23 protein-coding genes and 1 tRNA gene are annotated in these 21,907 nt (G+C 64.7%); 18 read left to right on the top strand and 6 right to left on the bottom strand.

Annotation, left to right across the window (positions count from 1 at the left end):
* The first annotated feature begins 345 nt into the window (after window positions 1-345).
* A complete protein-coding gene (locus tag F7R91_RS40540) occupies window positions 346-1,674 on the top strand; it encodes a serine/threonine-protein kinase (protein ID WP_191971875.1) in 1,329 nt (442 codons plus the stop codon).
* 54 nt (window positions 1,675-1,728) lie between these two features.
* The gene (locus tag F7R91_RS40535; protein WP_150958722.1) at window positions 1,729-3,066 is read left to right on the top strand and encodes a DNA methyltransferase; all 1,338 of its coding nucleotides are present in this window, start codon (window positions 1,729-1,731) and stop codon (window positions 3,064-3,066) included.
* 70 nt (window positions 3,067-3,136) lie between these two features.
* Here the strand turns inward: F7R91_RS40535 and F7R91_RS40530 are convergent, their stop codons facing one another.
* The 5 genes from F7R91_RS40530 to F7R91_RS40505 form a co-directional block, all read right to left on the bottom strand.
* Window positions 3,137-4,141, bottom strand: a complete 1,005-nt coding sequence (locus F7R91_RS40530; protein ID WP_191971873.1) for a hypothetical protein — start codon at window positions 4,139-4,141, stop codon at window positions 3,137-3,139.
* Entirely contained in the window at window positions 4,138-6,519 is a 2,382-nt protein-coding gene (locus F7R91_RS40525; RefSeq protein WP_150958720.1) for a coiled-coil domain-containing protein, read from the bottom strand. Before F7R91_RS40525 ends, F7R91_RS40530 begins: the two co-directional genes overlap by 4 nt.
* A 556-nt stretch (window positions 6,520-7,075) precedes the next feature.
* Window positions 7,076-8,296, bottom strand: a complete 1,221-nt coding sequence (locus F7R91_RS40520) for an IS110 family RNA-guided transposase (protein WP_150958719.1) — start codon at window positions 8,294-8,296, stop codon at window positions 7,076-7,078.
* Between the two features lie 570 nt (window positions 8,297-8,866).
* The gene (locus F7R91_RS40510; protein WP_150958717.1) at window positions 8,867-9,091 is read right to left on the bottom strand and encodes a hypothetical protein; all 225 of its coding nucleotides are present in this window, start codon (window positions 9,089-9,091) and stop codon (window positions 8,867-8,869) included.
* Window positions 9,088-10,176, bottom strand: coding sequence for a DUF1152 domain-containing protein (locus F7R91_RS40505; protein ID WP_150958716.1), 1,089 nt, complete (start codon window positions 10,174-10,176; stop codon window positions 9,088-9,090). The genes F7R91_RS40510 and F7R91_RS40505 overlap by 4 nt, the downstream gene beginning before the upstream one ends.
* Window positions 10,177-10,257: 81 nt before the next feature.
* Here F7R91_RS40505 and F7R91_RS40500 point away from each other — a divergent pair, with 81 nt between their 5' ends.
* The 14 genes from F7R91_RS40500 (at window position 10,258) to F7R91_RS40435 (ending at window position 18,971) form a co-directional block, all read left to right on the top strand.
* Window positions 10,258-10,998: a GntR family transcriptional regulator gene (locus F7R91_RS40500; protein ID WP_150958715.1), complete on the top strand. Its 741-nt coding sequence runs from the start codon at window positions 10,258-10,260 to the stop codon at window positions 10,996-10,998.
* Window positions 10,999-11,274: 276 nt separating this feature from the next.
* A complete protein-coding gene (locus F7R91_RS40495) occupies window positions 11,275-11,712 on the top strand; it encodes an ATP-binding protein (RefSeq protein ID WP_150958714.1) in 438 nt (145 codons plus the stop codon).
* A 92-nt stretch (window positions 11,713-11,804) separates the two neighbouring features.
* Window positions 11,805-12,533, top strand: a complete 729-nt coding sequence (locus F7R91_RS40490; protein WP_150958713.1) for a GntR family transcriptional regulator — start codon at window positions 11,805-11,807, stop codon at window positions 12,531-12,533.
* 125 nt (window positions 12,534-12,658) lie between these two features.
* Window positions 12,659-13,009 carry an SCO3933 family regulatory protein gene (locus F7R91_RS40485; protein WP_150958712.1) on the top strand — a complete coding sequence of 117 codons (351 nt, stop codon included), beginning with the start codon at window positions 12,659-12,661 and terminating at the stop codon, window positions 13,007-13,009.
* Window positions 13,010-13,014: 5 nt separating this feature from the next.
* Complete coding sequence (locus F7R91_RS40480) at window positions 13,015-14,388, top strand: FtsK/SpoIIIE domain-containing protein (protein ID WP_150958710.1); 1,374 nt, start codon at window positions 13,015-13,017, stop codon at window positions 14,386-14,388.
* 90 nt (window positions 14,389-14,478) lie between these two features.
* Complete coding sequence (locus tag F7R91_RS40475; protein WP_150958708.1) at window positions 14,479-14,685, top strand: hypothetical protein; 207 nt, start codon at window positions 14,479-14,481, stop codon at window positions 14,683-14,685.
* 3 nt (window positions 14,686-14,688) lie between these two features.
* Window positions 14,689-15,282, top strand: coding sequence for a DUF2637 domain-containing protein (locus F7R91_RS40470; protein WP_150958706.1), 594 nt, complete (start codon window positions 14,689-14,691; stop codon window positions 15,280-15,282).
* Between the two features lie 20 nt (window positions 15,283-15,302).
* A complete protein-coding gene (locus F7R91_RS40465) occupies window positions 15,303-15,503 on the top strand; it encodes a hypothetical protein (protein ID WP_150958704.1) in 201 nt (66 codons plus the stop codon).
* A complete protein-coding gene (locus F7R91_RS40460) occupies window positions 15,503-15,694 on the top strand; it encodes a mobile element transfer protein (protein WP_150958702.1) in 192 nt (63 codons plus the stop codon). The genes F7R91_RS40465 and F7R91_RS40460 overlap by 1 nt, the downstream gene beginning before the upstream one ends.
* Before the next feature lie 9 nt (window positions 15,695-15,703).
* Complete coding sequence (locus F7R91_RS40455; protein WP_067240896.1) at window positions 15,704-15,898, top strand: hypothetical protein; 195 nt, start codon at window positions 15,704-15,706, stop codon at window positions 15,896-15,898.
* Window positions 15,899-15,915: 17 nt separating this feature from the next.
* Entirely contained in the window at window positions 15,916-16,161 is a 246-nt protein-coding gene (locus tag F7R91_RS40450) for a SpdD protein (protein ID WP_150958725.1), read from the top strand.
* A gap of 133 nt (window positions 16,162-16,294) precedes the next feature.
* Complete coding sequence (locus tag F7R91_RS40445; RefSeq protein WP_150958701.1) at window positions 16,295-17,596, top strand: replication initiator; 1,302 nt, start codon at window positions 16,295-16,297, stop codon at window positions 17,594-17,596.
* A complete protein-coding gene (locus F7R91_RS40440) occupies window positions 17,593-17,805 on the top strand; it encodes an excisionase family DNA-binding protein (RefSeq protein ID WP_150958699.1) in 213 nt (70 codons plus the stop codon). The genes F7R91_RS40445 and F7R91_RS40440 overlap by 4 nt, the downstream gene beginning before the upstream one ends.
* Complete coding sequence (locus F7R91_RS40435; protein ID WP_150958697.1) at window positions 17,805-18,971, top strand: tyrosine-type recombinase/integrase; 1,167 nt, start codon at window positions 17,805-17,807, stop codon at window positions 18,969-18,971. The genes F7R91_RS40440 and F7R91_RS40435 overlap by 1 nt, the downstream gene beginning before the upstream one ends.
* A gap of 90 nt (window positions 18,972-19,061) precedes the next feature.
* Here F7R91_RS40435 and F7R91_RS40430 read toward each other — a convergent pair.
* A tRNA-Gly gene (locus tag F7R91_RS40430) sits at window positions 19,062-19,135 on the bottom strand.
* 516 nt (window positions 19,136-19,651) lie between these two features.
* On the opposite strand from F7R91_RS40430, the gene dcd reads away from it, so the two are divergent.
* Complete coding sequence (gene dcd / locus F7R91_RS40425; protein ID WP_150958695.1) at window positions 19,652-20,227, top strand: dCTP deaminase; 576 nt, start codon at window positions 19,652-19,654, stop codon at window positions 20,225-20,227.
* Window positions 20,228-20,235: 8 nt separating this feature from the next.
* Entirely contained in the window at window positions 20,236-20,745 is a 510-nt protein-coding gene (locus tag F7R91_RS40420; protein ID WP_150958693.1) for a phosphoribosyltransferase, read from the top strand.
* Window positions 20,746-21,907: the final 1,162 nt, after the last annotated feature.

Genomic DNA, 21,907 nt, shown 5'->3' with positions numbered 1-21,907 from the left:
CATCTTCACCGCCTCGTCCCGAAACTCAGGACTGAACTTCCTACGCTTCTGTGCCACGTGCTCTCTCCGCCGTTCTGGACTTCGATCCTATGGGGACCGCTGTCCGAGAACTTCGGGGCGCCTCACACCTCTCAGCTTGGGAAGCTGATCGGGAGCGAGTAACTGTGGGCGGATGCAGACCTCTTCACATTGGCTCAACACGTGCTCACGCTGTGAGCGGGGTGCGGGGGTCTACCTACTCATGGCCTCGAAGCCCCCCGGGATCACCGAGCAAGGCAGATCGCTCGCGTGCCAAGGTCCAGTAGCATGCGCCTAGTTGACCCGGTTAAGGGGGGATGGGTCGTCATGGAAGACGAGTCCAACATCAGCATCAAGGCGCAGGACAGATATCGTCTCGACGCTCGGACTCTGGGACATGGCAGCTACGCGCAGGTATTTCGTGCTGCGCACAAGGAAACACACGAAGAGGTAGCGCTCAAGCGGTCCTATAACCGCCAAGATGCCCGAGATAGAATTAGACGCGAGATTCAGGATCAGAAGCGGCTGGCTCACCCCAATATTATGCCAATCCTGGATCACGACCCGGGCTTTACGTGGTACACAATGCCTCTCGCGATTGATAACCTTGAAGGCCTTCGCCAAGGACCGGACGAGGAAGAACTGGCATCGATTCTCCTCGCTATCGGAGAAGCCCTAGATGTCGCACATCAACTCGGCCTAGTTCATCGTGATATTTCACCGCCGAACATTCTCGCCCTTCCTGGTCAGAGCGGTGCTAAGTACCGATGGGTGGTGGCTGATTGGGGAATGGTCCGTCGCCCGCCGGACGAAGCCTCTCGGATTCTCACTCGCACCGGCCAAGGGATGGGTACTCCAGGCTTCGACGCGCCTGAGCTGAGCACGGACCCACGCAAGGCCACGCCAGCGGCAGATGTGTACAGTCTCGGGCGTGTTGCCGCTTGGTACCTTACGGGAACAACGCCCAGAAGTGGGGTGCGGCTACTCCCTGATGCAGAGTTCCTTCACTGGCGACCATTTGTTAATGCTTGTACCCAGCAGGATCTGCAAATGAGAACGCAGAGCATGTCAGAGTTGCGTCGAATGGTGCAGGCAGTCCTTATCGACCGTGATGAGCCGGTTCCGACTAAGGCCAGTAGGCTATTGGAAGGCGTCGTTCTTGGGCAGGAGGGAAGCCTAGAGGCGCTGGTACGGCTGGTTGATGCACATCAAGACGACACTAGCCTTTATTTCGACTACTTTGCCCAGATACCCACCGGACCGACGCGTTCCTGGAGCCAGTCTGATCCTGAGCGGGCCGCCTTGTTGGCCAGCGTCTTGGCAAGACACCTTGTCAATGACTCTTGGGGGGATCGAGACAAGGAGTATGTAAGTACGCCGCTGGCCTTCTTGCATACCGTCTTGCAGGCGTTGGTCAGTGACAACAACCTTGGACACGCCCAAGACCTTGCGGCAGATTTCTTCGCCGCGGACGTCCACTGGCAGGACCAGGAGCAACGCCGGCGCAGCCTCGAGTGGTTGGCCGACCTGGAGGCGCCAGCCGACCGTGCGATCGCGCCTGTCTTGGGTGCACGGCCGGATGTTGTGGAGTACTACAGGGAGCCTGGTTGGCAGGCACGAAGTGTCGTGCTCGGCACCATCCTTGCTGGTGGATGAACTCATGCCGCATCACCGTGGTGGTGAGGCCCGTCGCCGTGGTGCAATGGGCGAGTGTTGACGAATGATAGCCACAGGCCAGTGCCGGAAGGCGTGGTCCTTCAGGAAGAGCAACAGGTGCACGAGCCCAGCTCAGGACGAGGACGCCGACATGGCACTAGTCGAAGTGAACCGTTCGATCGATGGTTTCGCTATCCCGCGGGCTTCGCCTCTGACTACGCCTCTTTGCTCCTAGGTGAGTTGCAGCTGCCCACCGCAGGACTTGTAGTTGATCCCTTCACCGGTTCCGGCGTTACAGGTACGGCCGCCAGACGAGCTGGTCACTCCTTCTTCGGAGTTGAAGCCCATCCACTGATAGCTGAGCTTGCGGCTCTGAAGCTTCGTCGTTCTCCCAGGGATCCGAGTGAACTCCTCGTAACTGCGCGCGAACTCGCACAACAAGCTACAACTAAAATGCGAGTCGATATCAGTGGCGAAGCGGACTTGACGCTTCGTAGCTTTGATCCCGAAACGCTCGCCCTTCTGGTGAGTTTGCGTGATTTGATTCGAGCGAAACAGGATCAGGAGTGGTATTTGTATTTGAAATGGGCATTGCTGGCTACACTACGGGACGTTGCCTCGGTTCGTGTCGGTTGGCCATATCAAAGGCCCGGGACTCAGCGACAGCCGACATTCGCCGACCCGGTTTCTCGTTTCCTGCAGCGCGTCGCATGGATGGCCGACGATATTCGAGACCTTGAGAAGTATAAATCTGCATCGTTGACATGCCGGGTTAAGCAAGGCGACTCTGCAGAGTCCGAGAACTGGAGCGATATAGGTAATGGCTCTGCGCACGGGTGTGTCACGTCACCGCCATATCTGAATAACTTTGATTATGCTGACGCGACGCGACTCGAACTGTATTTCTGGGGCGACGTGACCAGCTGGTCTCAAATGTGCGCTGAGGTACGTTCTGACATGCTGACGGCCACTACTCAACAAAGCAGCGTCGGTGCTGCACGCGACGCTAGAATCTCGCTGCAAGAATATGGTGCGGTAGGGGCTCAGATTAGCGAACTTGCCGACCAGCTACAAAAGGAGAGAGGGAACAGGGCCCGAGGTAAGGAGTATGACCGCGTACTTCCGGATTACTTTGTGGCGATCGCGCGTATTTTGGGAAACCTTGCCTCTGTGCTGGTCCCGGGTGCACCGGCGGTCCTGCTCGTGGGTGACAGCGCGCCATACGGGGTCTACGTTGATACGCCTGGGCTGATGGCAAAATTGGGGGCGCAACTAGGTTTCACGCTAGAAAAGGATGTAATTCTTCGACACCGGGGGAAACGGTGGGCGGGCAATGCTACTAGGCACAACGTACAGCTCGCAGAACGTTTCGTATTGCTTCGCCGCGAATGACAGGTGGCGCGCCCTCTTCACGTTTCCGCACAAACCGTTGAGGAAGAGCGCCACTATGGCTGCCACTATCCTACAGAGACGAGCGTTGCCCTTTCAAGAATTCTTGGATTAGGTCATCTTTGAGAGAGCGTGTGTCGGTTGAGCGCTCAAAAACCATTCCGCGATGTGCCAGCTGGCCAGCTGCGCCCCGATAGGCGGCAACCAGCAAATCAAATGCTGAGGCAAGAACCGATTGTGTCAGCCTTGGCCGCCTAGCGAGATCTCGTCCAAGGAATTCGACGACGTCCCGTCTATGCTCAGCGGGAATGTAGAGGAGCTCGCCTCCATTATTGCCATCAGGGGTGACGACGAGATGGTCAGCCAATCGTCGGCGCGCTTCACTGAGAGCATATCCTCCCTTCAAACGTTGCTCTCCTGTTGCCCGGCTGCTGCGATTTCGGGATACTTCAGCAGCGAATGCCTCCGCTCCCGCGAAAATCGCGCTATCCACCTGCTGGCCGTCAGCTGTCGAGTGGTCTCCCCTGATGACGGCCCTATCTTTGGTATCTGACCTGTTGACGAGAAGTGCAATCACGACGCCCACAGCGATCGCTTGCATTACTTCGCTTCCTTGACCTCGTCTCAGGGCAACTACCTGACTCAACCGTGCCATCGCCCATGTCCTGTATATCTGCATGGCTCGACGTTCCGCTGTGGCGATATCTGACACTGTGAGAATGAGATGGTCCTCGCCGGCATACTGGCTTTCCAAAAGCGCCAACATTAGTCGCGCTTCGATGCCCACCAGTAGAGTCTTATCCCCTGCTTGCACAGCAATCGGTTCCCCGTACTGATTGGCGCGCTGTTGCAGCTCGGCCGGCGTGGGGGGCAGTTTCGCCAGACGATCTCGCAAAGAATGCCCACGTGCCAGAGGATCGAAGAACCTTTTACATAGGGCTAGATCGGAATCTAGCTCTCCCGGAGGCGCGCCGTATGTAAGATGCCAGAGCTGGGTCAGATCGCTAATCAACGCCACGCATTCGGCGCCCGCCAAGATTGCAGGAACTCCGAATACCCGTTGAACCGTCGTACTCATAGTTGAAAGGCCTCTGCGAAATATCCGCGCTCCCTGAGCGCGTTGACCCGTTCGTTTGTGCTTCCGTTGGATGACGCCATGGCGGGAGAAATCTCAAGAGGGAGGATTACAAGGACTTGATCGTTGGGAGCCTGGACCTGGCGCGCCTGGAGGTAGGACGCAAGTGCTGACATGTTCTTGGCATCAATGAATGAGCCGAACTCATCGAGTGCTATGAGCCGGTTAGAAGCAGCATTCTCATCCCGGTCGAGACGTGCAACCTGTGCCTGAGTGTAAGCGAACGCTTGTTGTCCACTTGAGAATGCTGCGAGCGGACGTTCATTGGTCTGGCCGTCTTCTGCCGTCCACGAAAGCTGCAAGCTGTCAGGATCCAGCCTGACGTCACGGCCGCCATTGAAAAGTGCGGCTCTAACGACTTCACTCTCGAACCACTGGCGAACTTCATCTGCCAGCCACAGTTTGGCAGCCCTGTCGGAATCGGTCTCCGTGCCTGTCCGCCCGTTAGGCTGACGAATACGCGAACCCAACCGCCCCAGTGCCGTCTCCATTCCGCGGAGTGATGAATAGGTGGAAGCCAACGAATCACGTGCTCTGTCGATTACGGCGGCTACGTCTGTCAGTACCTCCGCCTGGTCGGCGGGACTGAGATCCGGCAGCCTCCCAATTTGCGGTACTGCCTGCCTAAGCCAAGAAATTTCGGAATCCTGACTCAGGAAATGCGCCGTCGATGTCACCTTGGAAAGGCGGCCCTGTGACGTACGGCGAGCGAGAGCCGCTTGCTGGGAGGCTTGCGCTTCTCGACGAGTCAACTCTTCCAATTCTGCTTGCTCTTTTTCGCGAAGCCCTCTAAGGCGGGCGACCTCTACATTGGCTTTGCGACATAGCTGCACCAACTCCGCCGCAAGGGCATCCTCGGTTTTCCCACCGCCGAGTAGTTCTCGTGTATGAGATAGCCTTGCGTGGTCGCCTTGAACAGTACGAGTTTCTTGGTCCAGGGCGGTGCGGTTTAGCATCAAATCTTCAAGGTTGCGCGCCGTTTGTTCCGGGAGACTCTTTGTTGCTTTGAGGAGGCGGCCTTCGGCCTTGGCGAGTGCTGTTTGTCCCGTTTCAAGATCTCTCAAAGCAGTTTCGGTCTGCGCGATTGTTCCCAGCCGGCCTCGCGTGGCCTCGATCTCTTCCGCCAGTTGTTCGGCGTCGGCTGAGGGAGCCATCTCGCTGAGGACTTGCGCTTGATGCTGAAATGCCTCCTTCAATGCGGCCACAGTCCAGCCTGAACCCTTCTCGCCGGAGTCGATTAGGACCGTGTTGCCAAGGCCTTCTTCCTCCGCGGATTCGAGGCTAGATGTCAGACTGTTGAGGAGATTCACCAATATGGGAGTGGCGTTGATACGAGGCTGCTGCTCCAGCAAGCTATTCAGATGCTGGCTTGCTTCCCGCTTGGCGGCGGCGAGAGCATCCTCAGAGGGGTCTACGCCAGCAGCGGCAGCAAGATGTTGAAGGTGGCTGCGCATTGTTCGAAACGCCTTGTCTTGGCGCACGAGGTGCCTTTGAGCGTTCTCGAACTCTTTCTCTGCCTTTTCGTTATTGTGCTTTTGTGCGCTTGCGTTCTTTATTTGATTATCTAGCTCTCGCCGCTGTTCATCAAGATTCTCAAGGCGTCTGGCTAGTTCTTGAATCTTTTGGTCCATTTCGGGCCCGCGCCCTCGAACCTGCGTGAGTTGAGCGGAAACTTCCACCGCCCTATCCAGCAGCTTGATGCGCTCCCGAGCCGTTTTCAATTGATCGGCTAGGCTCTTTGCAAGTTTTTCGGCCTCGGTTGTGATGGATAGGTCTCGTGACAGTTGTGACGGTGTGCACTCCGTGATTTTGTTTTGCAGCTCTCCTAGTAGTAGTTCGATTTCTTCCTGGCGTTGCCTTCCGACCTCCGAGTCCCATCCCTGAATGTGCTTCTGGGCAGTGTTGATTCTTTCCGTGAGAACGGAAACAGGTGTATCGGCGGCCATGACATGATGCACGCTGAGAAGTGGTGATACATCACGTGGTCGAGCAGGTTGCCCGTCAATTCGGATACCTCCGATCAAGTCACCCAGAGGTTCCGCAGTTTCGGGCCAGAGGCTAGGATCGATCGTCCATGTGATTTCTTGCGCGCCATGCAGGCCCGTAATTGCGACACGCGCGCTCTTCAATTGATTACGGAAAGTTCTCCATGAGTGATCATTTTCAACAAAAGGTTGGTCGCCTGTGCATAGCCTCAGAAGTTTAATGGCGTTTGTTTTGCCGATGCCATTGTAGCCCTCGATTCGACAGAGGGAGATGTTCGGAATTTCTCCGATGATCCGGAGGCCTCTACGAGATTCGGCTTCAATCCTGATGTGCATCTGCGATCAACCTTTCGAGAACCAGGCGAGGGCCGAACGGTTCTGATGCGAGCAGGCTCAGGAGTGAGATATCTACCCCATGCGCGGTGTCCTGGCCAGTGGTTGTACGAGAGGCGTCGGGATCCCGGAGTGCTGCGTCTATCTCCCGAACTACTGCCATCATTTGTTGTCCAACATCTGACACTGCAGTCCCCTGTCTGTCGAGACAGACCATGCCCATCCAGGCCCTGATGCTGCCACAGTTGTGGTGTGCCTAAGCCTACTTAAGGCGGAACGGGTTTGGTCGGTGGCCTGCCCGGTCTGGGGTCGAGCATGATCAGGGGGCCGTACGCTGGTTGGCAACTCGGGCAGGCTTTGGGCCTGACCGCAATTAGCACGAGTGGCCCCCTGGTCTTGCTCGACGCGGGACCCGGATCGGGGAGGTGGCTAAAGCCGTGGAGCCCCCAGCCACGACGTACCCCTTCTCTGACGTCAGGCGGGTGCATGCTTTGAGCGCGGCACGGGCGCCGGCCGGGCTGAAGCGGGGCGGAGACAGACATCCGATGCGGTTGATCAGTCAAGCCGTGTCGGGGAACGCGATCCGCTCGTCGTAGGGAGTGCGACGGGTGAGGCAGTGGTGGAGGCAGCCGAGTAGGCGGTTGAAGAGGTTGCGTTGGGCGGCGACGTGTCGTTCTTCTACTGCGCGGCGGCGGTCGTAGTGGGCTCGTGCTCCAGGGGATGCGGTCAGGGCAGCGAAGGCCCAGATGTAGCCGGCTGAGGCGAGTCGCTGGTTCTTGATGTGCCGGGCCAGGACGGTGGTCTTGCGTCCGGAGGATCTGGTGATGGGGGCTGACCCGGCGTAGGCCTTGAGTGCGCGGGCGGTGGGGAAGCGGGTGTGGTCGTCGCCGAGTTCGGCCAGGATGCGGGCGCCGGTGAGTGCGCCGAGGCCGGGGAAGCTGGTGATGATCTCGGCGTCTGGGTGGGTGGTGAAGGCGGCGGTGGTGGCGGCTTCGAGCTCGTCGGCGCTGGTGCAGGCGGCGTCGAACTGCCGCAGCAGGGCAAGGGTTTTGGTGCCCATGGCCTGCTCGACCAGAGGTGGTTGCTGCATTTGGGGTTCACGCAGCAGCGTGTGGAGGCGTTCGACTTCGCCGGTGATCTCGCGTTGGCGTCCGGCCCTTTTGAGGATCGCCCGGAGCTGGGGGCGGGTGAGCTGGGCGGCCTGGGTGGGAGTAGGGGCCGTGGCGAGCAGGGTGCGGGTGACGGGTGAGGCGAGGCCTTCGCGGAAGTGCTTGAAGACGGTGAGGACGCCCGGGAAGTACTGCCGCAGGTGGGAGCGGAGACGGTTGCCGGTCTGGACGCGGTCCCAGACGGCGTCCTGCTGGGCTCGGGCCAGGACGGTGATGGCCTGGGCAAGGTGGCTGTCCGCGGGCAGGGGGCGGTGTTCGGCGGGGTCGGTGCGCAGGATGTTGGCCAGGACCTTGGCGTCGAGGTGGTCGGACTTCTTGCGGCTGAGTGCGTAGCGGTCGCGGTAGCGGGCGGCGGTGAGCGGGTTAATCACGTAGATCGGTCTGCCGGTGGCGCGTAAGCAGGCGACCAGGAGGCCGTGAGAGGTCTCGATGGCGACGGGGATCGGGTGATCTGGGCTGTCGCCGTGTTGGGCCAGCAGTTGAAGGAGCTGGCTCAGGCCGACTGGGGTGTCGTCGATGCGGAGTTTGTCCAGGAGGGTGCCGGCTTCGTCGAGCAGCGCGATGTCATGGTGGTCGGTGGCCCAGTCGATGCCGCAGAACACGCTGGTCATAGGGGTGTCCTTGGGTGGGTGCCGGTGGTGTGGTGGTCGCCGTGCGGGGTTGCGCGTCTCCCTAATGGCAGGGCTCACGGGCCCGTCATCCGATTAGCCGTTCGCAATCCCAGCGGCCGCCAGGGGTCTCGGTCAGCTGCGGAACTGGGGGCGTTCGCCGAGCGGTGAGAGGTGTTCCCTGGCGGCGGCTTGGACCACGAGAGCCAACGATGCCGCTGCTTGTGCGCGAGCGGGGGTGGGGGGGGGGGGGGGGGGGGGGGGGGGGCTGGGGGGGGGGGGGGGGGGGCGGCCCCCCCCCCCCCCCCCCACCCACCCCCCCCCCCCCCCCCCCCCCCCCCCCCCCCCCGCGATGCTGCACATGGGCGAGCAGGCACGTGGGGCCGGCTCTGTCTTGAGAGGTCAGGCCTCAGGAGCGATTACGGATCACCACATGCCGACTCGCCCAAGACGTTCGGCATGAGACACCGCCCAACGTCTTACCGCGCCATTAGGAGCGCAGGCCCGGCCGGGGGCCGGGCCGCGCGCGGTGAGCGGAGCGAGCCGCCTTGAACCCGTGAAGAAGGTTGTTACTCAGTCGGCGCTTGGGGCGGCTGTGATGCTCCGGGACTGTGCTGCGGCTCGTCGAAGGGCTTCGGCCACCTGCTCGGCTGCATCGGCGGACAAGAGGATCTCTTGGGTCCACAGAATCGAGAGCCTGATGTCGCCGTTCAGCAGATTGGTGGCAACGTCGACCTCGGTGCCGTTGCCGGTGACGTCCTGCACGTTGAGGTCCGGATCGCTGCCGTAGGCGCTCATTGGTTGAGGCTCCACAACGGAGCGGCGTACTGATCCGGTTGGTTGTTGATGAGTAGTCGGCGCAGCTCATCGCGCTGTGAGCCGTCGAGGTTCAGGACCTCGGTGAGGTGGCGGAACGTCGTGTGCGTGACTCCGCGGCCTCGTGCCTCCGCCTCGAACTGGTCGAGTTGGGCAAGGACCGAATCGGCGTCGAGCTTCGTCGGCTGTTGCTCCTTGAGCCAGAGGGCCTTGTTGCGCTCGTAGTCGATTTCGGAGAAGCCGCAGACTTCGCGGCTCAGTGCCTCCACCTCGTCCAGGGTGGTGGTCGACATGATGGCGCGGGCCAACTCGTTGCGGCTCAGGGCCTCGTCCAAGTCGACCTCGTGGACCGTTGGGCTCTCGTTGGTGAGGGGGATGGGAAGGTCGGCGTCTCGGACTTCGCACGTACCGCGTACGCCTCGGGCGGTGGCTGCGAGCATTCCGGTTGCCTCCGAGGGGTGCCACTCCAGGACCGCGCTGACCGGCTCCACGTCCTTCGCCGTGAAGGTGTGGACGACTGGGCCGAGCATGCCTCGCAGGTCCTCGTGCGTCAGTTCGCCGTCCAGGCCGGGACCAGCGACCAACAGGCGGATCGGCGCGTTGACTTGGCCGCACGCTGCCAGTGTCAGGGAGTCGGCGAGTGGGCTCTTCAGCGTTGGTTCGTCGCCTCGGGCCAACACGTCGCCGCCGACGTCCAGGAGATCGATTGAGGTCGGCTGCAAGTGGGTGACCAGGTCTTCGACCTGATGTGTCACACCTTCGGCGCCCTGCCTCGGGTCGATCAGCGCGAACGTGTGCGGGAGCTCTGCCGCGAGTCGGGGGAGGGTCGAACCTGCCGGAGGGATCGGATGGGCCTGCGCCGGCACCTTCCACACGACGGGGGTGATCGGTTCGAGGCCGGTGAAGTTGTCGGCTCCTCGAGGGCCCGGTACGGGGTCGATCAGCAAGCGGTCCCACGCGTACGTGAGGATCACCGCCTGGTCGTCGTCGCCGTAGAGGGCGGCGTGAAGCATTGCGGCGGCGACTGCGTCGCCCCCTCCTCCTGCTGCGACGATCAACCGCGTCATGGGCTCAAGAGTACGGGGTCGGTCCTTGACCACTCACCCTATAGTGGCTAGAGGCTATGGCCACTTGGGCAAGGAGGAGACATGCCTCAGATTGAGGAGGCTCAGCCGAAGTATCTCCAGATCGCGCACTTCATCCGCGATCAGATCCTTCGGGGCGACTTGCGGCCGGGGGACGAAGTTCCCTCGGAGCGGCAGTTGGCGGCGGACTGGAAGGTGTCCAGGCCGACTGCGGCGCGGTCGTTGGAGGCGCTGAGCCATCAGGGGCTTGTCGAGAAACGGCAGGGGTCCGGCACGTACGTGCGGAGTCTCGAAGTGAACCGGCGGGCACGGGAGTTGTACGGGCGGGCCCGGCAGACCGGGAAGATCTACACATCCGGCGAGTACGCGGTGATCACGTCGGCTGGGTGGATGGACGCGCCGGATCACGTTGCTGAGGCGTTGGGCCTGGTGAGGGACCGTCGGGCTGTGCATCGCCGACGGGTTACCAACAACCAGGACGGGCCCATCACGCTGTCCACCTCATGGTTCGCGCCGGAGGTGGGGCAGCGTGCGCCCAAGCTCCTGGAGCCGGAACGGATCCAAGAGGGCACCCTGATGTACGTGGAGAACATGACGGGGCGGCAGGGAAGTTACGCCGAAGACCGCATGTGCGCCCGGCCGGCGACCGGCGAGGAGGCGGCGGACCTCCAGCTTGAGCCGGAGTCTGCGGTGCTGATCGTGCATCACGTCGTCTTTGATCTCCAGGACCGGCCGTTGGAGTTTGCCGAGGCCACCTACCCGCCGCATCGCTGGGCGTTCGAGCAGGGGTATCCGCTCACCTGATGGTTCGTCACTTCGGCGAACTGCTTGCGCGTTGCGAGTGGCTAATGCCACTATCCAGTAAGTGGCTAAGGCCACTTGATCGGAAGGGGGCACGGAGTGACGAGTCAGCGGCAGGACCAGGGAGCGCACTTACCTTGCCGGGGTTGCCGGGGGCGTGGCTGGAAGCGTGTCAGCTCGCGTACGTCCCTGGCGCTCGCCGCTGCCGCTGACCGCACTCGTGCCACGTCGAAGCGGCGCTGCCTCGACTGTGACGGCAGCGGCAAGGAGTGAGTGCGGATGGCTTACACGATCGACCGCTACCCCTCTGAGGACTCCCCGCGGCTCGGAGCGATGACCTTACATCCGGCCCCGGAGTCCGTCCCTCGGGCCCGGCGCTGGTTCCGGAAGTTCATTGCTCCGTACAACCCGGCTTGCTCGGTCGAGGACTGCGTGCTGATGATCTCGGAGCTCGTGACCAACGCGATCCGCTATGGGCAGGCTGATGAGCCGTGGGTCGTGCGGGTGGAGTGGTTCCGGGAGGAGACCTCGCTCAAGGTCGAAGTGCACAACCCCGGCTTCCCCGCGAACGTGCGGCTGCGGAAGCCGGACGCCAACGACGCGCACGGGCGCGGGCTGCTGCTCGTCGACTCCATCGCCGAGTCCTGGCACTCCGGGCCCAGTCGTTTCGGCGGGACGGTGGTCTCCTTCGTGGTCGCCGATGCCTGGCCGTTGTGACGGCAATACTCTCCGTTGGTACTGCGTCGGCGAATTCGTCGCTAGTCTGGTTGACCAGTTGACTTGGCCAATCTCGACAGGCGGCGGCGTTCATGGCGTATGAAGTGGAGGCACCGAAGTACGTTCGCCTCGCTCAGACCATTCAGCAGCGCATCGAGGACGGCACGTACGCGCCCGGCACCCGCGTGCCCAGTGAGAACCAACTCGTGCAGTCCTTCGGAATGTCCCGCCCGACCGTCGTCCGGGCGCTGGAGTTGCTGAAGCGTGACGGCTGGCTTGAGTCCCGTCAGGGGTACGGCACGATCGTGCGCGGGCGGCCGGCGGTCGTCGAGCAGAAGGACCGTCGGGGGAGTGAAGTCCTCGCGCGTGACGAGTCTCAGGCCCCGGGGCGGTTGGTCGAGGTCCGTCAGGTCCCCGTTCCGGCGCGCGTCGCCTCCCTGCTCGGACTGTCGAAGCGCGCCAAGGTCCTCATGCGCCGGTTCCTGATCGAGGACAACGGCGAACCTGTCGAGCTTGTCTCTTCGTACTTCCCTGCCGGCATGGTCGAGGGTACGCAACTGGAGAGTGCCGCCCCCTTGAGCGGCGGTACCCGTGCTCACCTTGAGGCACGGAGGAAGGTTCGCTTCGACCACGTGACGGAACGTGTCTCCGCTCGGCTGCCCGAGCGCGGTGAGGCCGAGCTCCTGGAGCTCCCGGACGGTGTACCCGTGCTGAGCGTCCTGGTGGTCGCGCGCGATGCCGCCGGTCAGGCGCTGCAAGTCTCTGACGTGCTACTTCCTGCCGATCGGCAGGAACTCGAAGACACCTACCGTCTGAACTGAGGCCGTTCCAGGGCCAGTTCCTCCTTGGTTCCGACTTGACAAGTCAACTTGGCATCCCTAACTTCGAACTTGCTAAGTCAACTTGTCAGGTGACAGGTTGATCGACCTCAGAAGGAGAAACCTCTGTGCGTGTGATCCGTATTGACGCCTCGACCGCCACGATCCTGCTCACCGAAGCGCCGGCGCCGAAGGTGCGCGACCGGCAGACCGGCGAGATCGCCAAGGACACCGTGAGCGGTGAGGCGCTGATGACCGTCGGCGTCGTCTACATCGACGAAGGCGAGTCGTCGCTGATCCAGGTCACCATCCCCGAGAGCGGTGTAACTGACGGCCTGGCCGTTGGCGCCCCGGTCTCGCTGCCCGGGCTCGTTGCCCGTCCCTGGCAGAGCGTGTTCAACGGGCAGCAGCGACACGGCATCGCCTACCGCGCTACCGCCGTCATGCCCGGTGAGTTCCAGATGGCTCAGGCGGGCTGATCGACGTGACCAACCTGGTGACGTTGGCAGAGCTGGGCGGACCGCTCGCTGCGATAGGCGGTGCGGCCTACGCCCGGCACGCCCACCCGGCGGCCTACTGGTCCACGGTCGGGTTGCCTCTCTCGGCGGCCCGGCTGTTGGCCTCGTACTCCTCGACCATGGACGCCTGTGGGCTCACTGTCGAGCCGTCCCGCTGGCGGGCCCTGGCCGTCAGGGCCACCACTCGCCGTGAGGTGCGGCCGGTTCCCCCTCGTCGAGGGATGATCCGGCCCACCTCGACCGGGCTCCGGATGCGGCTGAGGCTGGCCCCCGGGCAGGAACCGATGGACGTGGCGGCCTCGGCCGAACGGCTGCGGCACGCTTGGGGCGTTCACGCCGTGTACGTGCGGGACGTCAAGCCTGGTGTCGTCGAACTTCGGCTCGTCGGCTACGACGTCTTACGCAGGGTGCGCATGCCGCGCCGTTTCGACAGCGGGCTTCTTCGTGTGCCGGTGGCCCTGCGGGAGGACGCGACCGCGTTCGCCCGCGACTACCGCGCCGTACCGCATGAACTTGTTCTCGGCGCCACGCTGTCCGGCAAGTCCATGTACCTGCGACACCTAATCTCCGGCCTCGCGGCCCAACCTGTCGCCCTGGTTGGCGTCGACTGTAAGCGCGGAGTCGAGCTGGCGCCGTTCGCCTCGAGACTCTCCGCGCTGGCGACCGACCCGGCAGAGGCCGCCGAGCTGCTGCCGGTCCTGGTCAAGGAAATGGAGGACCGATATGACCTGATCAAGGCCCGTCAGGGCATCGCTCCCGGCACCCCGGACGAGGAGATCACCTCGGATGTGTGGGGGCTGCCCGAGAGTGAACGCCCCCCTCCCATCATCCTGTTCGTCGACGAAGTGGCCGAACTCTTCCTCGTCGCCTCGCGCAAGGACGAGGAACGGCGCGATGAGATGGTGACCCACCTCATCCGCCTCGCCCAGCTCGGCCGTGCGGCCGGCATCTACCTGGAAGTGTGCGGGCAGCGCTTCGGCGCCGAACTCGGCAAAGGCGCGACCATGCTGCGGGCTCAGCTCACCGGCCGCGTCTGCCACCGCGTCAATGACGAGGCCTCCGCGAAGATGGCCCTCGGCGATATCGCGCCCGAAGCGGTCTCCGCGGCCTGTTCCATCGCCCCTGAGCTGCCTGGTCTGGCCGTCGTCGGTGACACCTCCGGCGGCTGGTCCCGCATCCGTACCCCGTACCTGTCCCTCGCTGATGCTGCGGCCACCTGCCGTGCGTCGGCACACCTCGCACCGGATGTTCCGGCCCTCGCTCCGTTCCGGCCTCATGTCCCGCCCGTGCCCGTGGAGGCATCCGCGCCGGCGGTTGCTCCCCGACCGGTCACCGAGTAGCCGCACCGGATCCAACGGACGGCGCGGCCGTCCCGCGCCAAATCCCTACCCGTGCCATGCCCAAAACCGGCCGAAAGGACGGGACGCCCTATGCCCCCTCGCCCCACGCTCGACGAGATCACCGCCTTTCTCGCGGACCTCAAGGCCCTCTGCACTATCGGTGGCTGTCCGGCCGGGTTGGCCGATCGCAAAGCCGATCTGCTTGAGCGCATCGCCGACACCATGCCCGGCGACAAGGAGGCGGCCGACGTCGCCCATGCCGCTCGCGTCGCCGCCGACGAGGCTCGGGAGCGCTGAGCAATGTCCGTGCTCCGCATCCGAGTCGACCCGGTACTGATCCAAGCAGCCATCGCCGCCGCGCTGTCCTTCGCCCACCTGCACGACCTCGCCTCGGCCGCCGGGCAGCACGGCTGGAAGGCGTGGGCCTACCCGGTCTCCGTCGACCTGCTGTTGGTGGCGGCCTGGCGGCGACTGCGCTCCGGCGGGTCGAAAGCGGCCGGGTGGTGCTGGTTCCTCGTCGCGCTGACCGCCTCGCTCGGCGCCAACGTCGCGACCGCCGGACTACTCGACCTGGACGCCGTACCGGCCTGGTTGCGCATCCTCGTTGCCGGTTGGCCCGCCGTGGCCTTCCTCGGCGGAACGCTCCTTGCCCACGGCGCACCGGAAGAGCCCAAAGAGGCGGCTCTGACACCCGAACCGCCAGCCGCAGAGCCGGCACCCGCTCCGGCTCTCCCCTCTGCCACTCCCGTCCCGCCCGCCCTCGTCGCACACGCCCGCAAGGTCGCCGACGACCACCGCGCCCGGACCGGGACCCCTATCAACACCCCGACCCTCCGCGCCCGGCTCGGCGTCCCGCTGCCGCTCGCCGAAGCCATCGCCGCCCAACTCACCTGAACCCAGGAGAACTTCCGCCCATGCGTCCGTCCACGCTCCGCGCGCTCAACCGCGCCGCCGAGCTGACCCGCCAGAACCGCCTCACCGAAGCAATGCTCATCGCCGAACCCGTGATCCTCACCGCCGACTCAGTCGAGGGCCGGGAGATCCGGCGGTGGCTGCTCGACCACGTCGCCGACTTCACCGGCGAGAACCACCCGGACTCGAAGGAGCTGCCCTGATGCCCGCCAACCCCCGCTTCCGCCGGGTCGTCCGCATCGGCCCCGTCCAGGTCGGCACGTACTACGACAGCCGGGGCCGCGAGAAGCACGCCGCCGTATGTACGGCTCCGCGCTGCGGCTTCTCCGCCGACTACGACAGCCGCGCCGCCGCCGAGCTCGCCGCCCGCACCCACCGCTGCCGCGTCCGCTGAGGAGAGTCCGTGACCGTCTCGCTCCCGCTCGTCTTCGTCCTGGGCGTTATCGCCTGGGCCGCGATCAAGTTCCTCGGCGTCCGCCTCTGGGTCGCCGTCGTGATCGCGCTGTTCGGCTTCTGGCTCTCCCACACCTTCCTCGCCCCTGCCATCGAGACCGGCACCCGCACCGGGGTCGGCGTCGTCAACGGCACCGACAAGTGACAAGGAGGTACGCCGTGTTGTTCCGCCCTCAGCTGCCCGACACCCCGCACATGCCCACGACCCTCACCACACAGCACCAGGTGCAGGCTCCGATGCCGTCGGCCGGCCGCCCGCTCACCCCCTACGTGGGCGCGGTCGCCGCCGTGATCGTCGTCGGCATCGTCCTCACCGCCCTCCTGGCCGCGGTCGCTGTCACGGCCGTGTCCGTGGCCATCGCCGCCGTCGTCCTGCGCTCCCTCGTGACCAACGCCAACAGGCGCTGACCGGCCACCGGGGCGGCAACAACGCCGCCAAGCATCCCGCCGCCCCGGGGGCCGCCCCTCCCAACCGCAGAAACAGCCGAAAGGACGTCTCATCATCACCCGGCAGACTCCGCCCCCACTGGCGGAACTCTCCATGCTGGCCTCGCTGGGCACCATGCCCGAGCTGGCCCGCCAACTCTCCGGCCTGGGCGGCTGCACGCACCCCGTCCGCCTCGACGGCCATCGCACTGAGTACGCGGTCGACACGGCAACCGGCGAGATCGGCCGAGTCTTGCATCACCTGGACGCCGCCAATCTGCCCGCCGGTCAGCTCCTGGTCGCCTGCAACAATCGCCGCGCCACCCGCTGTCCGGCCTGTGCCGAGACCTACCGTCGCGACACCTATCACCTCATCACTGCCGGACTCCGGGGCGGCAAGGGCACCTCGGAACAGGTCGCGACCCACCCTCGCGTCTTCGCCACGTTCACCGCCCCGAGCTTCGGGCCTGTGCACAACCGCCTCTCCGGCGGCCGGACCTGCCGCTGTGGCATCCGCCATGACGAGCAGGACCCTGCTTTGGGCACACCGCTCGACCCGGACACGTACGACTACGAAGCGGCCGTGTTGTGGAACGCGCACGCGGGAGCTCTCTGGCGGCGCTTCTCGATCTACCTGCGCCGTGAGGTCGCCAAGCGTGCCGGCCTCACTCAACGCTCCTTCCGCGATCACGCGCGGATCTCCTTCGCGAAGGTCGCGGAGTATCAGAGGCGGGGCGCCGTGCACTTTCACGCCGTCATCCGCGTCGACGGCCCTGAAGGCGGACCCACCGCGCCCCCGCCGTGGGCGTCCGCCGAGCTGCTCACCGATGCCATCCGAGCCGCTGCCACCGCGGCCCGCGTCGACGGACCGGAGATCGACGACAGGGCACACACCTTCGTCTTCGGCCGTCAGCTCGACGTCCGCCCGATTCGCTCCGCCGACTTCGACGGCGGCCAGGAGCTGAGCGAGCGGGCAGTAGCCGCGTACATCGCCAAGTACGCCACCAAAGGCGCCGAGACGGCGACCGGCACCCTGGACCGCCCGATCCGCTTCCTCGCCGAGTTGGCGCAGGCCCGGATCACCGACCACGCCCGGCGCCTCATCCGTACCGCCTGGACCCTCGGCGCAAGCAAGGACCTCGTACACCTCCGCCTGCGTGCCTGGGCCCACATGCTCGGCTTCCGCGGTCACTTCTCCACCAAATCCCGCCGCTACTCCACCACCCTCGGCGCGCTCCGCTCCGCCCGCGCCGAATGGCGCCGTGCCCAGACCGCCCCGCCAGCCCCGCAGGACGGCGAAACCACGCTGGTCCTCGCCCACTGGGTCTTCGCCGGAACCGGCCTCAGCACTGCCGAAGCCTGGCTCGCCGCATCCCTCGAACCCGCCCCCGGAACGGAAGGAGAACCGACGCCATGACCGACCGCTACCTGTCCGTCGACCAGGTCGCCGAGCTGCTCGGCACGACCGCCCGCTTCCCCCGGCGCCTGATCGAGGAACGGCGCATCCGATACGTGAAGGTCGGTCGGCACGTCCGCATCCCCGAGAGCGCGGTCGCGGAGTTCATCGCGTCGCGCACGGTCGAGCCGATCCGGTTCCGCCGTGCCGGACTTCGGAGGGTTGCCTGATGGCCAACAAGAAGGGGCGGCGGCGGCGCTTCGGCGCGGTGAGGCAGTACCGGTCCGGCAGTTGGACAGCTTCGTACCTCGGGCCGGACGGCGAGCGCATCCGCGCGGACGAGACCTTCGAGACAAAGAAGGATGCAGAGATCTGGCTGTCCCAGGTTGAGGCGGATCTCAGCCGTGGTGACTGGCGCGCTCCCGACGCGGGGGCGGTCAACTTCCGCATCTACGCTGAGAAGTGGGTCGAGGAGCGGGAGTTGGCCGTTCGAACCGAGGACTTGTACAAGCATCTCCTCCGACTGCACATCCTTCCGACCTTCGGCACGCTCGACCTGGACGAGATCACCGCGCCTCGCGTCCGTGAATGGCGTGCTGAGCGGCTCCGCCTCACCGAGGCCAAGACGACCGTCGCCAAGGCGTACCGCCTCCTCAAGGGCATCCTTGAGACGGCCGTCGACGATGACTTGATCAGCCGGAACCCTTGCCGGATCAACGGAGCGGGCAAGGAGTCTGCCGCTGAGCGGCGCATCGCCACCGTCGCCCAGGTCGATGCTCTCGCCGACGCAATCGGTATCCGCTGGCGGCTCATGGTCTACCTGGGCGCCTACGGTCCGATGCGGCCCGAGGAACTGGCCGGCCTTCGGCGCCGGGACGTCGACCCGGACACCATGGTGATCCGCGTCCGTGTCGCCGAACCCGAGCGGACCAACGGCAAACGCGCGCCCGGTGAGACCAAGTCCGATGCGGGTGTCCGCGCTGTCGTGCTCCCGGCCTTCCTGCACAAGGAGGTGAAGCAGCACCTCGCCTGGTTCGCGGAGAAGGGGCCTGACGGCTTGGTTTTCGTCGGCGAGAAGGGAGCTCCCTTCCGTCGTACCTCCTTCGGGCGGAAGTGGCGACGTGCCCGTACCGTCGCGGGCCTCCCGGACGGCTTCCGCTTCTACGACCTTCGTCACACCGGACACACGCTCTCAACCCGATCGGGTGCCACGCTGAAGGACACGATGGTCCGCGCCGGCCAGTCATCAGAGAAGGCGGCGCTGATCTATCAGCACTCCGACGACGAGCGGCAACGTGACGTTGCGGCCGGGCTCGACGACATGGTCCGCGCGGAGCGTGCGAAGCACCACACCGGCAACCGCGCGCACCACGAGGAGAAGCCCACCGGCAGCTAGCCAGGGCCTTATGGTGCGGATGTGGTGCGCGCCCCGCCCACCGGTCTAGACAACAAAGAACCCCCGGGTCCACGACCTGGGGGTTTCACATGGAGCGGGTGACGAGAATCGAACTCGCGCTCTCAGCTTGGGAAGCTGATGTTCTACCATTAAACTACACCCGCGTAAGACGCCGACCGTGTCGGTGTCGGAACGCCTGGTCACTGTACCTCATGCCGGGCCCCCGGCGCTGAAGCCAAGGGGCTCGGGTGCGTTTCCGGGGAGCGATGCGGCTGCGGGGGACCGGAGTTGGGGCGTACGGTGGGGGCGTGGGAGAGGGTCCGGGTGGGGCCGGAGTGCCGCCTGGAGAGTCGTTCCTTTGATCCCGTAATGTGGCATTTGGCGTCAGGCGAGCAGCAGCCGGACGCGGCTCTTGGGGAAGGGACTCTGGGACTTGATGGAGCGCACCGTCGTCCGCTGTGCCGATGGGCACGTGTTCAGTACCGCTTCGTTCCCGATGCAGCAGGCCGAGCGGCTCGGCCCGGGCCGGCTCGTCCGGTGTCCACGGTGTGCCCGGCTCCGCAGTGTGGTGCCGGTCTCCCTGGAGAAGCGGTAGCGACAGCAGGAGCGACATGGGAGCAGCGCAGGCGCGTGGGCCGTCCGATGGTGGTCGGTCCGCGCGCCTTGCGTATCCTCGGGGCGTGCTTCTCTCAGACAAGGACATCCGGGCCGAGATCGACGCCGGGCGGGTACGGATCGATCCCTACGACGAATCCATGGTGCAGCCGTCCAGTATCGACGTGCGCCTCGACCGCTTCTTCCGGGTGTTCGAGAATCACCGGTACCCGCACATCGATCCCTCGATCGAGCAGGTGGATCTCACCCGGCTCGTCGAGCCCGAGGGCGACGAGCCGTTCATCCTGCACCCCGGGGAGTTCGTGCTCGCCTCGACGTACGAGGGCATCACGCTTCCCGACGACCTCGCCTCCCGCCTGGAGGGCAAGAGTTCCCTCGGGCGGCTCGGGCTCGTGACCCACTCCACCGCCGGGTTCATCGACCCCGGATTTTCCGGGCACGTGACCCTGGAGCTGTCCAACCTCGCCACGCTGCCGATCAAGCTGTGGCCCGGCATGAAGATCGGGCAGCTGTGCATGTTCCGGCTCAGCTCGCCGGCCGAGTTCCCGTACGGCAGCGAGCGGTACGGGTCGCGTTACCAGGGGCAGCGAGGGCCGACCGCCTCCCGGTCCTACCTGAACTTCCACCGGACGCAGGTGTGAGCTCAGGGATGAGCGGCGTACGGGAGAACCTGACCTACGAGGCGTTCGGCGTCGCCGTGCGCGAGCTCGCGCAGACCATCGCGGACGACGGGTACGAGCCCGACATCGTGCTCTCCATCGCCCGTGGCGGCGTCTTCGTCGCCGGGGGGCTCGCCTACGCCCTCGACTGCAAGAACCTCCACCTCGTGAACGTCGAGTTCTACGCCGGCGTGGGGACCACCCTCGAGATGCCCGTCATGCTCGCGCCCGTCCCCAATGTCATCGACTTCTCCGACAAGAAGGTGCTGATCACCGACGACGTCGCCGACACCGGCAAGACGCTCAAGCTGGTGCGGGACTTCTGCCTCGACACAGTCGCCGAGGTCCGCAGCTCGGTGATCTACGAGAAGTCGCATTCGCTCGTGAAGTGCGAGTACGTGTGGAAGCGGACCGATGAGTGGATCAACTTCCCGTGGAGTGTCTTGCCTCCAGTACATAAGTCTGGGGAAGCGGCCAAGCCGAACAAGGAAGCGGTCTGACCTGCGGAAACAGTGGTGCATCACGCGCAGGCCATTGGCCGCCCACTGTCAGCGGCGCAACCTCGGATCCGACAGGCATCAGCTAAGCCCACGGGCAGGCCGGCGGACCCGCGACTGGCTCATCCATATTCGCCTCTGGTTGGCATGCCGGGCAGAGTTTATGCAGTCCCTCGCCCGTAACCACGGTTCCCCACCCGAGGCACCGTTCGCAGTGCACGGCCCGGACAGGGTTGGCGCGAGGTACAGGTTGGGGGGCGTCGGCTTGGTGGTCCATGCGGGGGCATCCTCAGCGATTCAACAAGGGGAGCATGCGACCTTTGGATCCTTTTGTGCGCATATGAACGCGGTGCTCATTCGAGGTAAATCCGGCGTTAAGCCTTCCTGGATCAACGGAGCGGACTCCAAGTAAAGCGCTGGCAAGGGCGATCGGTGGCCGGTCTACTATGCGGGCCCCGCTGATCGGGACTGCTGCATGATCGAGTGACAGCGGGGTTTACGCAGCCAGAGCTGCGGGTGGGGTCACGCGTGGCACAGCCTGCCGGATCCGCCACGCGACGCAACCTGAGATGGCTTCTTGCCCTGAGCTGGGTTTTTGCTGGTCAGAGACGGTCGGCTTGCGCGCCGAGTGGTCGTCGTTGGTCGTCATTGGCCACTGTGGGGCGGCGTCGGACGGCCCGGGGACGGCCCAGCTCTGCCGCGCCCGACTGGCCGCCAGCACCCTCGACGCGCCGTTTCCTCAGCCGACGACAGTCAGCCACGACGGCGGGCGCACCAAACGACCACGCACGCGTATGCCTCGCCGCACCCCACCGGCCTCAGCCACGCTGCCGGTGCCGTCGACCAGAGCAAGCCACGACGGCCAGCCCGTGACGACGGTGCCAGAGCCCTCTTGGGAAGGCGTGGCCTTTCTGAACCCGTTGGGTTTGCGGACCTGGGCGAACGGCCGGGTGTGCGGTGTGTTGCGGCCGAGCGTGGCAGTCAGGGTTCGATGACGAGCACTTCCTCCACGGGGCGGCGTGGCGTGGAGTGGCCCGGCAATGCCGTTGCTTGACTCTGTCAAGGAGTTCGGTATGAGGCGGTGACGGCACGGGCCGGTGCTCGTTGGGCGGGGCATGGGTCACGCGTGGGTGGGATTGTCTGATCAGGTGCGGCTGGGGGCGTT

The organism is Streptomyces luteolifulvus (assembly GCF_008806595.1).
In the GTDB taxonomy this organism is placed as follows: Bacteria; Actinomycetota; Actinomycetes; order Streptomycetales; family Streptomycetaceae; genus Streptomyces; species Streptomyces luteolifulvus.
This window is presented reverse-complemented; position numbering and strand designations above follow the sequence as displayed.